Below are 12,095 nucleotides of genomic sequence, written 5' to 3'. Positions count from 1 at the left end.
CCTTGTGTAGGTGGCGTTGCTGGACTACTTCTTGATGTCGATGATCAGGTTGGTGATCCGCAGGGTGCATAGGCGCTCGCCGGCCTCGTTGTCGATGACGACCTGGTGGCTTGCCATGCGCCTGCCCAGGCTGATGGGGGTTGCGGTGATCGTGATGATCCCCTCGCGTGTTCCCTTGTGGTGGGTGGCCGAGACGTCCACGCCCACCGCGGACTTGCCCATGGTCGAGGCGTGCTTCACCGCGGCCCAGGAGCCGACGGCCTCGCCCACGGCCAGCGAGGCGCCGCCGTGCAGCAACCCGAATGACTGGCGGTTTCCCTCCACCGGCATGGTGGCCACGACCTTCTGCACCGATTCCTCGATGATTTTGACGCCCATCTTGATATCAAGCTCGCCCAGGGCAATTTGCCAGACTCCGTCGATGGAGGCTTCCGGGGTGGGCGCGGTGGGGCGCTCTGCGCTCATGCTGCATTTCTCCTGAAATTCGAGGCTGTGTGACGCCCGAGGCTCGTGGCGTTCTTCCCCATACTGTACTGTGGTTGCTAATACTGACCGATCGTTCAGGAAGGATTTCGTCGATGACGACAACTCCCATGGCTCCACTCGTTCCCAGCTTCGTCCAAAACTCCTGGTGGACCCCCTCCGATCCCGACGGTGGGACCTCCGTGCTGGATGCCAACACCGGTGAGCCCCTGGCCACGGTCAACAGCGACGGCCTGGACCTTGCCGCGGTCGTCGAGTACGGCCGCACCGTCGGCCAGCGCGAACTGGGCAAGCTGTCCCTGCACGAACGCGCCCTCAAGCTCAAGGAACTTGCCACATTCCTCAACGAACGCCGCGAGGAACTCTACGAGATCTCCTACCGCACCGGCGCCACCAAGATCGACTCGATGGTGGACATCGACGGAGGCATCGGCGTGCTGTTCACCTTCTCCTCCAAGGGCCGGCGCGAACTGCCCAACTCCAACGTCATCCTCGACGGACCCATGGAAGTGCTCTCGCGCGACGGATCCTTCGCCGGCGAGCACATCTACACCCGCATCCCGGGCGTTGCGGCACAGATCAACGCCTTCAACTTCCCGGTCTGGGGCATGCTCGAGAAGTTCGCACCCGCCTTCATCGCCGGGGTGCCGACCATCGCCAAGCCAGCCACCCCCACCGGCTACGTCGCCGAGGCGATGGTGCGCCTGATGGTCGAATCCGGCATCCTGCCCGCCGGTTCCATCCAGCTGATTTCCGGTTCCGCCCGGACCCTGCTGGACGTGCTTGACTACCGCGACATGCTCTCCTTCACCGGTTCGGCCTCCACCGCCTCGGCGCTGAAGGCCCACAAGAACGTCATCGACGGCGGAGTGCGCTTCACCGCCGAGACCGACTCGCTCAACGCGGCGATCCTGGGCCCGGACGCCGTGGTGGGAACCCCGGAATTCGACGCCTTCGTCAAGGCCGTCACCACGGAAATGACGTCGAAGGCCGGCCAGAAGTGCACCGCCATCCGCCGCAACATCGTCCCGGCAGCGCTGGTCGACGACGTGGTCAAGGCCGTGGGCGGGCGCCTCGATGCTCGCGTGGTCATTGGCGACCCGCGTGCCGAGGGCGTCACCATGGGAGCCCTGGCCTCCCTGGAACAGCTGCGCGACGTCCGCGGCGCCGTCGAGGACATGATCGCCGCCGGCGGCGAGATCGCCTACGGCACACTTGACGCACCGGTGGTCCGCACCACCGGCGGAGAGGAAAAGACCGTGGATGCCGGGGCCTTCATGTCCCCGCTGATCCTCACCTGGGACGACGTGGAAAACCAGGCCGTGCACAGCCGCGAGGCCTTCGGCCCGGTCTCCTCGGTGATCGGCTACACCGACCTGGATGATGCCATCCGCCTGGCGGCCATGGGCTCGGGCTCCCTGGTGGCCACGGTCTGCACCAACGACGCGGACACGGCACGGGTCCTGACCACCGGCATCGCCTCGCACCACGGGCGCGTGCACATGCTCAACCGCGAAACCGCCCGGTCGTCCACCGGCCACGGTTCCCCGGTGCCGCACCTGGTCCACGGCGGCCCGGGCCGCGCCGGCGGCGGCGAGGAACTCGGCGGCATCCGCTCGGTCAAGCACCACATGCAGCGCACCGCCATCCAAGGCTCGCCCAACATGCTCACCGCCGTCACCGGCGTCTGGCACACCGGTGCCGACCGCGTGATTGCCGGGGATCCGGAATTCGGTGCCGTCGCCGGTGCCATCCACCCGTTCCGCAAGTCGCTGGCCGAGCTGGAGATCGGGGACGCCTTCGCCTCGCCGCTGCGCAAGGTGTCCCTGGAGGAGATCACGGCGTTCGCCAACGAAACCGGCGACACCTTCTACGCGCACACCGACCGCGCCGCGGCCGAGGCCAACCCGTTCTTCCCCGGCATCGTCGCCCACGGGTACCTGCTGGTCTCCTGGGCCGCGGGACTCTTCGTCCAGCCCGCCCCGGGACCGGTCCTGGCGAACTACGGCCTGGAGAACCTGCGCTTCATCACCCCGGTGCCGGACGGGGACTCGATCCGGGTCACGCTGACCGCCAAGAAGATCACCCCGCGCGTCACCGACGAGTACGGCGAGGTCGCATGGGATGCGGTCATCAACAACCAGGATGGCGAGATCGTGGCCACCTACGATGTGCTGACCCTGGTGGAGAAGGAAGACACCACCTACGCCAACTGGGGCAAGTAGCCCCGGGCCGCGCGTCGGCGCGGACACTTCCATTGGCCGGACGCCTGGCTCCCTTCGCGGGTGCAGGCGGCCGGCCATTGCCGTTGGCCGGGAATGCGGGCGGGCCGCGTGGTCGGCCGCGCCCTGGATGTGAGAAGGTAGCGGGCAGGGCAAGGTACCCAACTTCCGCATGGCCCTGCGCCGGATAGCCCCCGAGCACACACGAGGAACGAGGATTCGATGAATGCACCGGTCATCAAGGATGCGAACGCCTGGACCGAACGCGAACAACTTGAATTCCTTGGGTCGCCGCAGTTCGCCGGGATCCTGGCCGATGTCGTTCGGCCCATGGGGCTGGCGGATGCCAAGATCACCGTGGCCGAGTTGCACCACCGGCCCGGCGCCGGGGTCTCCGGGGTCTTCGAGGCCACCGATGGATCCTCCACGCTGTACCTGGGGGCCACGGCCGAAAAGCTCGAGACGGTTCCCGAGGGGACGGTGCAGCTGGACAGCGGACAGGGAAGTATTGTCGTCTGGCTTCACCCGGCCGACCCGCTGCTGCCCGGACTTCCCCTGGCAACCACCCCGGCGCTGGTCGAGGAACACTGGGGCGGGGGCCGGGTGATCGAGGAACTGCGCACCCTGGCCTATCGACCGTTGCGCCGGGCAGTGATGCTGGCGCGATTCGGCGACGGGCAGCAATTGTTTCTCAAGGTGCTGCGCAAGGACGCCGAACTGCTGCACGAGAAACACCTGGCGTTGTTGTCCGCCGGAATCCCGGCACCGATACCGGCGGGGCCGCCGATCGACGGGGTCCTGGCCTTTCACCGCGCCCACGGGGTGCCCCTGGCCGAGGATCTCATGCACGCCCCGGAACTGCCGCTGGCACCGCAACACATCATCGGGCTGCTCGACGCGCTGCCGCAAGCACTCCTGGAGGTCCCGGCTCGGCCGGCTTGGTCCGACCGCCTGGGCTGGTACGGGCATGCCGCGCAAACCGCCGTCCCCGACCAGGCCGGACCTATCGGTGAGCTGCTCACACGCCTGGCCCGCATCCTGGAAACCGCGCACCGCGGTGACCTGGTGCCCAGCCACGGGGACTTCTACGAGGCGAACATCTTCGTCGAGAACGGGAACATCACCGGGCTGCTCGACATTGATTCGGCCGGCCCAGGGTACCTGGTTGACGACCTGGCCTGCTTCTTGGGGCACTTGGCGGTCCTGCCCGACCTGGACGCGCGCTACGGGCGCGTCAACGGCTACTTCGAGGATTATGCCGCGGCCTTCGAGACCGAACTCGGGAACCGCGGGGTCTCGGCCAATGGACTGTATGCCCGGGCAGCGTGCGTGGTCCTGTCGCTCGTGGCAGGAGCCCGCGACGAGGCGAATCCCGACTGGCATGCCGTGGCCCTGGCCCGGTTGGCATTGGTGGAACAGTTGCTGGCCCGCGCCGAATAGGCCCCCGGCGGCGAAGATGAGAGCTTTCTCATCCGGCTCTCCTCTTCGGCTCACATTCATTGGCCATGCTTGAAGCAGATCAAGAGCAAGACAATGAACGAGAGGTTCGCAGCCATGAAGAAGTCACGTACGTTTTGGTCCATCACCGGTGCGCTGGGCGTAGTCGCCATCGGCGCTGGCGTTGCGGTCGCCCAGCCAATCGTCCCGGTCAACGAGACCGTGATCATGCAGGAAAGCGCGGCGCAGCAAGGATTCTCCTCCGTGGAGCGCGTCGCCGAAAAGGCCGAAACCTCGGCCGCGGTGGCCGACTCGGCACAGCCCGCGGTCTCTGCGGTGTCGGCGAAGTCCGCTGTTTCCCCGGTGTCGGCGAAGTCCGCTGTTTCCCCGGTGTCGGCGAAGTCGGCCGTCTCGCCGGTGTCGGCGAAGTCCGCTGTTTCCCCGGTGTCGGCCACGTCGGCCGTTTCCCCGGTGTCGGCGAAGTCGGCCGTCTCGCCGGTGTCGGCGAAGTCCGCTGTTTCCCCGGTGTCGGCCAAGTCGGCTGTCTCCCCGGTGTCCCCGATGTCGCCGCAGTCCGCTCCCTCGGCTGCCAGCGCCGCCTAACGGACAAAAGACTAGAAGACACGCGGCGGGTGCCGGTTCCGTTCCAGGAACCGGCACCCGCCGCGTTCATGCGCCCGGCAGCGCAGGGCACGTCTTCGTACCCACGCGATGTCTTGCCTGATCACTGCGGGACCGCGGTGGCATACTGTGGTTTGTGAAACCAGAAGACGCCAATGCAAGCCGCTTGGACACGGAAGCCGCCGCCCGGATGTGGGATTCGTACGCAGCAGCCCACCCGGATGCCGTGCGCCTCTGCGCCGAGTATTCGGTCGAACGCTTTGGGGATTCGGCCGAGCTGGCCGATGCCCTGCTGCGGGAAGTTATCCATGGCAGCAAGCGCGCCACCTCGACCCTGGCCCGGGAATTCCTGGACGACGGGGCATCCCTGCCCCGAGTTGGCTCGCACTGGATTGCCTGCGACGGCGAGGGAACCCCAAGGGTCATCTTGCGCAGCATCGAACTGAGATTGGGAACCTTCAACGACGCCGACGCCGATTTTGCCAGGGACGAGGGCGAGGATGACCTGTCCCTGGAAAGCTGGCGGCGTGAACACCGCAGGTACTGGCAGCGCACGGAGGCCGCCCGCGGGCGGAGCTGGAGCGAGGACGACCCGATCGTTTTCGAACGCTTCCGGATTGCCTGGACACCGGCACCTGCCGGCATTGAACCCGAAGCAGCCGGCACCTGATCCGGGCGGGGAATGACAAGCCCGAAACCGAGTTCCATGCGTAGTCATGGGGAGCCGAATCCGAGTGCTGCACGCAAGTTCGGGTAGTTAACTGGTAGCCCCACCTGTTGTCCGCCCGTTGTGGCGGACGTACTCTTCGTACATCTGGAACGCAGCATATCCACAGGGTCCTTGTGGGGAACACAAGGTGGGGCTCGTGCTTGCTGGGAGTGCAATCGATCTGTTGGGTGCCGGATGCAGTATCCAACTCGTCGATCAGAGGGATCCCATGAACAAGATCTTTGCCATTCCCAGCGCAATCTTCATCGCTTGCGCGACCATGCTGGTGGCCCCGGCAACCGCGGCACCGCCGGCAGGCACCCAGCTCTCCGGGGCGATCTTCACCTCGGATGTCACCGGCACTCCGGTCAACCTGAACGTCTACGACGCCAAGGAAGATGTCTACCTCAACGGCGGGCCCGGCATCAACGCTCCCGACGACGCGGCGGGACTGCCCGCCGGAACCTATTCCTTCCAGGTCACCGATCCCTCGGGAAAGGTGCTGCTGTCTTCGGACCCGGTTGCCTGTCGCCAGTTCACGGTGAATGCCAGCGGTGTCATCCAGGACACCTCGCCCTCGGGGGCCTGCGCCCACGCCACCGGGCTCGACGGTGAAGACGGAGGGGCAACCGTCCAGTTGTTCCCGTACGCCGACACCCCGAACAACGGCGGGGTCTACAAGGTCTGGGTCACCCCCACCGACAGGTTGGACTGCTCGGACCGGGGCAGCAAGAACTGTTTCGTGCCGCGCTACAGCAAGGTGGACAACTACAAGGTCCTCAGCGACATGATCGTCGAGATCGACGTGAGGTTCTGGAAGGACGGGGTGGCCATGGACGGCTACGCCGCCACGTGGACCGACACCAACGGCGCCCACAACGTGAAGTTCTCCGAATGGAACCCGGCGGTGTTGGCCTTCCACGAGGCCCACTTCGAGGCAACCGAGCAGGGCACGCACTCCATCCGCGTGGCCAGCCAGCCCGGCTGCACCATCGTGTCCGTCCAGGCGCCCGACGGATCCGCGGCCAAGGTGAAGGGCACGACCTCGGACGTGGCGGTGACCGTCGCGGACCACGCCGACGGCAACCACACCTACTGGGTGGATGTCACCTGCAAGTAGGCAAGCAAGGAAGCGCTCCGGCCGGGTGCCCTTTTCGGGCATCCGGCCGGAGCGCGTCAGGTGCGCAAACCGTGCCGGAGCGTCCGGCGGGACCCGCTGCCGCAACCTCGCCGGCCGCCCGGGCCCGCTGCCCGGCTAGCTCGGTTCCTCGAAGCGGTAACCCATGCCGCGGACCGTGGTGAACCATTCGGCGCCCAGCTTGTTGCGCAGGTAGCGCACGTACACGTCCACGACGTTTGAACCCGGGTCGAAGTCATAGCCCCAGACCCGGGAGAGCAGTTGCTCGCGGCTGAGGACCTGCCCGGGGTTGCGCATGAAGGCCTCGGCCAACCCGAATTCCCTGGCCGAGAGGTCGATCTCGCGCCCGTGCAGGCGGGTGCGGCGGCTGGCGGCGTCAAGCTCCAACGGCCCCACGCGGATCACCTGGTCCTCGGGCACCGCTGCCTGCGGACGCAGCCGCAGGCGCACCCGGGCCAGCAACTCCTCGAAGCGGAAGGGCTTGGCCATGTAGTCGTCCGCACCGCCCTCGAGCCCGGCGACGGTGTCGTCGATGCTTGAACGCGCGGTCAGGATGATGACCGGGGTGTCGACATTCGTGGAGCGGATCCGTGACAGCACCGAGAACCCGTCCTCGTCGGGCAACCCGAGGTCAAGGATGATCAGCTCGAAGTCCCCGGTCTGGGCCAGGTAGCCGCCCTCCTTGCCGGTGTCGGCGACGGTCGGCTGGAAGCCGGAGGACTTCAGTCCCTTGGCAACGAAGGAGCTGATGCGCTCCTCGTCCTCAATGATCAGTATCCGGCTCATCTTCTTCTCTTTCCAGGCTGGTGGGGATCTCAATGACGAAGGTGGACCCGACGCCCACGTCGGAGCTGACCCCGACGGACCCGTGGTGCGCCTCGGCGATGGCCGAGACGATGTTCAGGCCCAGGCCCGAACCCTCGGTGCGCTTGGAGTTGCGGCCACGCCCGAAGCGCTCGAAGATCCGCGATTGGTCCTCGACCCCGATGCCGACCCCCTCGTCGCGCACCCAGAGGCGCAGCACCGATTCCTCGTTGGTGCCGTGGGTGACATTGGTTCCCATGGTAATCGTGGACCCGTCGGCGGAGAACTTCACCGCGTTGGAACACAGCTGCAGCATGGCCTGGGTGATCCGCTGGGGATCGACGTTGGCCACGGCCTCCACGCGGTGCCCGATCCGCCAGGCCCTTTCGCCCAGCGGGCGGGCCCGGTCCAGCAAGTCGTCCAGCAGCGTGCCGATGTTCGTGGGCACGGGTTGGACGAAATCGACGCTGTTGGAGGTGGCCAGGGTGACCAGGTCGTTGATCAGCAGGGACATCCGGTCCAGTTCGGCCAGGGCGATGTCCCGCGACTGGTTCACGTCCACCGGATCGTTGGCGTCCATGAGTTCGAGGTGACCCTGGATGATGGTCACCGGTGTGCGTAGTTCGTGGCCCACGTCGTCCAGCAGCTGCCGCTGGGAGACCATGGCGTTTTCCACGCGGTCCAGCATGGCGTTGACGGTGATCGTCAACTCGGCCAGGTCGTCGCGCCCGACGACCTCGATGCGCTGGGACAAATCGGATTCGGAGATCTTCCGGGCCGTGTCGCGCAGCAGCGCCACGGGGCGCAGGAACCTGCCCACCAGCAGCCATCCGGCGGTTCCCGCGGCCAGCAGGATGACCATCCCGACCACCATGTACATCACGAAGCCGCGGTTCAGTGCCTGCTTCTCGGCCGTGTAGTCGTAGGCGAACACCAGGTGGGCCGGGGTCCGGGGCTGGGTGACGGTCAGCGGTATGCTCACCGCGCGGTAGGTGGACTGGCTGGTCGGCACGGTCTGCAGCATGATCTGCTCGTCCGGTGCGTCGTGCACCGCCCAGGCGACGAATCCCGGGTCGTTTTCCAGACGGGTCTGCACGACCTCGGGGGCGGTCCAACGCACCTTCTGGTTGACCAGGCTCAGCATCCCCTCGTGCCGTGCCGGCAGGGTTTGCTGCATTGCGGTGTACAGCAGCACCTCGGCCGTGAGGGGTTCGGCGGCGGTCGCCAGTTCGGAACTGCGCGCGGTGAGCACCTGGAACTCCTGGACGCTGCGCTTGAGCGAGTCGTCTATGCGGGCGTCCATGGTCTTGACCTGCAAGAGGTAGACCACGGTTCCGGTGACGGCGAAGGCAAGCGTCATCAACCCGAGCATCCCGGCCAGCACCCGGGTGCGGACGGAGAACCCGCGGCGGGCAAAACGGGTGCCTTCGGGCGCGGAGGCCAGTTGTTGGGCGAGCTCGGGGATCCTAATCATCGTCGTCCCCGTCGTCCCCGTCGTCCCCGTCATCATCATCATCGTCGTCATCATCGTCGTAGGCCTTGGAAGGCGGCAGCGGCTTGACCGGCGCCGACTTGCTGGGCAGGACGGTGGGTTTCTTGGACGGGGGGCTGGTCGTGGGCTTGGGCGTAGTCGACTTCGTGGGCTTGGGCGTTGGCGTGGGCACGGCCGATGGGCTGGGCGTCGCGGATGTCGATGACGGAGTGGCCGGTGCGGTGCCTTGCTCGATCGTGATCCCCGGGCCCAGGTTCACCGCCGGCGGAGCCGAAAGTTCCAGGGCAACCACGTAGGCGCCGAAACCCAGTGCCAAGAGCGCCACCAGCGCGGCCGCGATCTTGCCGATCTTTCCCAATCCCATGAACCCAAGTATGGCCGAGATTGATGAGACCCAAATGAGAGGGAGCCCATGTCGGCGTCGTTTCCCGCAGCAAGCCCCCGGCAACCGGCCAGCCCGTGCAACAAGGTGGATGCGGTTTCCCCGCATCCGGCGCATTGACAGGGGAACGGGGAAGGTCGACCCTGAGGACTGGGACGGCACGGGAAACCGTGGCGGGGGGAGCGTTGGCTGGTTCAGGGGCAGGGCTATGCGAAGGGAACCACGATGAGCGGCTTCGTTGGTATCGAACGAATCCGGCGTGTTTGGCTGGATGCCGTCCAGGCGGGGCCCTCCCTGCTGCAGGGACACCGGATCGCCAGGAACATCCCGAGACTCGAGGAAGCGGCCGGACCCAACTGGGGCCTGGTCGATGCGGCCGGAAGCGGCGGGGTGCCGCTGCGGTTGCTGGTCATCGGGGATTCCAACGTTGCCGGGACCGGGGCTCCCACACACTCCGTGGCATTGACCGGCCAGCTGGCGGTGCGCCTTTCGGCGCGGCGGCACCGCCCGGTGGCCTGGGAAGCCGATGGCGCGAACGGCGCCACCTTGGAACGCATCCGGCATGAAGTGCTCGGACTCATCCAGGAACACGACCCGGACATCGTCGTGCTGGTCGCCGGGGCCAACGACGCGATGTCCGGACGGAGCCCCGCGCATTGGGGCAGTGACCTGCGGGCGGTGCTGGGGGCCTTCCTGGATCCGGGCAGGGACCGGGAAATCGTGGTGGCAGGGGTCCCGCCGTTTCGGTACTTCCCGGCACTTCCGACACCGCTGAACGAGTTCCTGGAACGCCGGGCCAGCCGCCTGGATGCAGTCTCGGCGGGAGTGTGCGCGGAACTGGGGCTGGACTTCGTCTCCTTTGCCGATGATCCGCCGCTCGGGGAGGCCTTCTTTGCCACCGACCGTTTTCATGCCTCGGTGGCTGGTTACGGTCACTGGGCGGAGTTCCTGCTCGAGGTCTTGCAGGACCGCCGTTCGAGCGGTGGCTGAGGCGGCTGGCCCGCAGCAAACGGCAAGTGCCTGCCGCTTCCCCGCAGGCGGGGATGCGACAGGCACCGTTGGTTTTCGGCGCGGAGCCGGGTCAGTAGGCCTTGACGCGCTGCTCCACGATCAGGTGGACGAGGGCGAACTGGCCCTTCTCGTCAATCGCCGAGAGTGCTGCCTCGAGGGCGGCGGGAACATCGGCGTCGTTCTCGACGCGGATGCCGAAACCGCCGAAGGCCTGGGCCATCAATGCGAAATCCGGGTTCTTGAGCTGGGTGCCCGAAATGCGTTCCGGGTAGTGGCGTTCCTGGTGGGTGCGGATGGTTCCGTACTCCTGGTTGTCCATCACGATGACCAGCGGGGTGGCGCCGTACTGTGCCGCGGTGGCCAGTTCCTGGCCGTTCATCAGGAACTCGCCGTCACCGGCGATGGTGACCACGCGGCGGCCCGGGAAGTTCAGCGAGGCCGCGATGGCGGAGGGCACCGAATACCCCATGGACCCGTTGCGGGCCGAAATCATCGAGGCGTATTCCTCGGTCGGGAAGTAGCGGTGCGCCCAGTTGGTGTGCTCGCCGGCGCCCAGGGTGATGATGGCGTCCTTGGGCAGGGACGGGACCAGGTTGGCCATGAGCGTGTCCATGCGTGCAGGCCCCGCCGAGGGCGTGGCCGGGGGCAGGGCCGCGAACTTTTCCTGTTCGCCGCGCATGCGTTCGGTGAAGGACCTCCACTCGGGCTTGCCGGAGAATTCCATCATGACCAGGTCCCGCACGAAGACATCGGGCTTGGAGACGATCTGGTGGGAGACCGGGCCGGAGCGGCCGCGCAGGGACGGGTCGATGGTGACCAGGAAGTTCTTCTTTGACCAGTCCTGGCGCACCAGGAAGCCGTCGGTGATGACGTCGCCCGGGACGGTGCCGACGAAGATCAGCAGGTCGGTTTCCTCGAGCAGGTCGTAGGTGGGTTTCGGGCGGCCGTAGCCGATGGGACCCACGTAGGACGGGGAGCTGAAGGGGATGTTTCCCTCGCAGCGCCATTCGACGGCTGCCGGGAGGTGGTGTTCCTCGAGCCAGGAGGTCAGCTGGGTGGTTCCTTCCTGGGTCCAGTCGTTGCCGCCCAGGACGAACAGGGGCTTGGAGGATTGCTCGAGTGCGTTCTTGAGTTCCTTCCAGTCGGTCACGGTCATGCCGCCGGTGGCCACCGGGATGACCGGGTGCAGGGCGGGGTCGACCATTTCCCGGATGACGTCCTCGGGCAGTCCGACGACCACGGGGCCGGGGCGTCCGCTCATGGCTGCGAACATGGCTTCGGCCACGATTTCCGAGGCCCGCTCCGCGTGGTCCAGGACCATCACGCGCTTGGCGCCGGTGTCGAACCATCCCTTGATGTCGAATTCCTGGAAGGCCTCGCGGTCCCGGTGGGCGAAGGGGATCAGGCCGACGAAGAGCACCATCGGGGTCGAATCCTGCCATGCGGTGTGCAGGCCGACGTGCGCGTTGGCGGCACCCGGTCCGCGGGTCACCATGGCAATGCCCGGGCGCTGGTGCATCTTGCCGTCGGCCTCGGCCATGTAGGCGGCGCCGCCCTCGTGGCGGCACACGACGGTTTCGATGGGGGAGCGGTGCAGTCCGTCCAGGACGTCGAGGTAGCTTTCCCCGGGAATCACGTAGGTGCGCTCGACACCGTGGGCCACCAGGGTGTCGACGATGATGTGTCCGGCCGACTTCTTGGTCGGCACCTGGACCTCGGCGGGTTCTTGCAGTACTTGGGTGCTCATGCGTCATTGCTCCTTGCTGTCACCGCGGCGAACGGCGACATGTGTTGCA

Annotated in this window: 11 protein-coding genes; 5 read left to right on the top strand and 6 right to left on the bottom strand. The window is 66.7% G+C overall.

The annotated features are described in order from the left end of the window. Positions 1-24 precede the first annotated feature (24 nt). Positions 25-465 carry a hotdog fold thioesterase gene (locus FPY90_RS08465; protein ID WP_071212803.1) on the bottom strand — a complete coding sequence of 147 codons (441 nt, stop codon included), beginning with the start codon at positions 463-465 and terminating at the stop codon, positions 25-27. 113 nt (positions 466-578) lie between these two features. On the opposite strand from FPY90_RS08465, the gene paaZ reads away from it, so the two are divergent. Both paaZ and FPY90_RS08455 read left to right on the top strand, forming a co-directional pair. Beyond that, the gene (paaZ, locus tag FPY90_RS08460) at positions 579-2,708 is read left to right on the top strand and encodes a phenylacetic acid degradation bifunctional protein PaaZ (protein ID WP_071212804.1); all 2,130 of its coding nucleotides are present in this window, start codon (positions 579-581) and stop codon (positions 2,706-2,708) included. Positions 2,709-2,927: 219 nt separating this feature from the next. Next, positions 2,928-4,145: a phosphotransferase gene (locus FPY90_RS08455; protein ID WP_071212805.1), complete on the top strand. Its 1,218-nt coding sequence runs from the start codon at positions 2,928-2,930 to the stop codon at positions 4,143-4,145. 56 nt (positions 4,146-4,201) lie between these two features. On the opposite strand, the gene FPY90_RS08450 is transcribed toward FPY90_RS08455, so the two are convergent. After that, positions 4,202-4,678: a hypothetical protein gene (locus FPY90_RS08450; RefSeq protein ID WP_498684980.1), complete on the bottom strand. Its 477-nt coding sequence runs from the start codon at positions 4,676-4,678 to the stop codon at positions 4,202-4,204. Between the two features lie 275 nt (positions 4,679-4,953). On the opposite strand from FPY90_RS08450, the gene FPY90_RS08445 reads away from it, so the two are divergent. Both FPY90_RS08445 and FPY90_RS08440 read left to right on the top strand, forming a co-directional pair. Then, positions 4,954-5,433 (top strand): ASCH domain-containing protein, encoded by a 480-nt coding sequence (locus FPY90_RS08445; protein ID WP_071212807.1) that lies wholly within the window; start codon positions 4,954-4,956, stop codon positions 5,431-5,433. 268 nt (positions 5,434-5,701) lie between these two features. Next, entirely contained in the window at positions 5,702-6,592 is an 891-nt protein-coding gene (locus tag FPY90_RS08440; RefSeq protein ID WP_071212808.1) for a hypothetical protein, read from the top strand. A gap of 135 nt (positions 6,593-6,727) precedes the next feature. Here FPY90_RS08440 and FPY90_RS08435 read toward each other — a convergent pair whose 3' ends face one another. Genes FPY90_RS08435 through FPY90_RS08425 form a run of 3 tightly spaced genes read right to left on the bottom strand, consistent with a single transcriptional unit; the run spans position 6,728 to position 9,270 of the window. Then, on the bottom strand, positions 6,728-7,396 hold the full coding sequence (locus FPY90_RS08435; RefSeq protein ID WP_071212809.1) for a response regulator transcription factor: 669 nt from the start codon (positions 7,394-7,396) through the stop codon (positions 6,728-6,730). Continuing rightward, positions 7,374-8,888, bottom strand: a complete 1,515-nt coding sequence (locus FPY90_RS08430) for a sensor histidine kinase (RefSeq protein WP_083410916.1) — start codon at positions 8,886-8,888, stop codon at positions 7,374-7,376. Before FPY90_RS08430 ends, FPY90_RS08435 begins: the two co-directional genes overlap by 23 nt. Further along, a complete protein-coding gene (locus FPY90_RS08425) occupies positions 8,881-9,270 on the bottom strand; it encodes a hypothetical protein (RefSeq protein ID WP_498684979.1) in 390 nt (129 codons plus the stop codon). The genes FPY90_RS08430 and FPY90_RS08425 overlap by 8 nt, the downstream gene beginning before the upstream one ends. A 243-nt stretch (positions 9,271-9,513) precedes the next feature. On the opposite strand from FPY90_RS08425, the gene FPY90_RS08420 reads away from it, so the two are divergent. Continuing rightward, positions 9,514-10,278 (top strand): SGNH/GDSL hydrolase family protein, encoded by a 765-nt coding sequence (locus FPY90_RS08420; RefSeq protein ID WP_071212811.1) that lies wholly within the window; start codon positions 9,514-9,516, stop codon positions 10,276-10,278. Positions 10,279-10,369: 91 nt separating this feature from the next. On the opposite strand, the gene FPY90_RS08415 is transcribed toward FPY90_RS08420, so the two are convergent. After that, entirely contained in the window at positions 10,370-12,046 is a 1,677-nt protein-coding gene (locus FPY90_RS08415; RefSeq protein ID WP_071212812.1) for a thiamine pyrophosphate-dependent enzyme, read from the bottom strand. Positions 12,047-12,095 lie beyond the last annotated feature (49 nt).

It is taken from the genome of Arthrobacter sp. C2, assembly GCA_024207135.1.
Lineage (GTDB): Bacteria > Actinomycetota > Actinomycetes > Actinomycetales > Micrococcaceae > Paeniglutamicibacter.
Note: the sequence above shows the minus strand (reverse complement) of the source record. Positions and strands in the feature narration are given on the sequence as shown.

Excerpts from the sequence above, each read along its gene's own strand:
- FPY90_RS08465 (WP_071212803.1), bottom strand. The coding sequence starts at position 465 with ATGAGCGCAGAGCGCCCCACCGCGCCCACCCCGGAAGCCTCCATCGAC.
- paaZ (WP_071212804.1), top strand. The coding sequence starts at position 579 with ATGACGACAACTCCCATGGCTCCACTCGTTCCCAGCTTCGTCCAAAAC.
- FPY90_RS08455 (WP_071212805.1), top strand. The coding sequence starts at position 2,928 with ATGAATGCACCGGTCATCAAGGATGCGAACGCCTGGACCGAACGCGAA.
- FPY90_RS08445 (WP_071212807.1), top strand. The coding sequence starts at position 4,954 with ATGTGGGATTCGTACGCAGCAGCCCACCCGGATGCCGTGCGCCTCTGC.
- FPY90_RS08440 (WP_071212808.1), top strand. The coding sequence starts at position 5,702 with ATGAACAAGATCTTTGCCATTCCCAGCGCAATCTTCATCGCTTGCGCG.
- FPY90_RS08435 (WP_071212809.1), bottom strand. The coding sequence starts at position 7,396 with ATGAGCCGGATACTGATCATTGAGGACGAGGAGCGCATCAGCTCCTTC.
- FPY90_RS08430 (WP_083410916.1), bottom strand. The coding sequence starts at position 8,888 with ATGATTAGGATCCCCGAGCTCGCCCAACAACTGGCCTCCGCGCCCGAA.
- FPY90_RS08425 (WP_498684979.1), bottom strand. The coding sequence starts at position 9,270 with ATGGGATTGGGAAAGATCGGCAAGATCGCGGCCGCGCTGGTGGCGCTC.
- FPY90_RS08420 (WP_071212811.1), top strand. The coding sequence starts at position 9,514 with ATGAGCGGCTTCGTTGGTATCGAACGAATCCGGCGTGTTTGGCTGGAT.
- FPY90_RS08415 (WP_071212812.1), bottom strand. The coding sequence starts at position 12,046 with ATGAGCACCCAAGTACTGCAAGAACCCGCCGAGGTCCAGGTGCCGACC.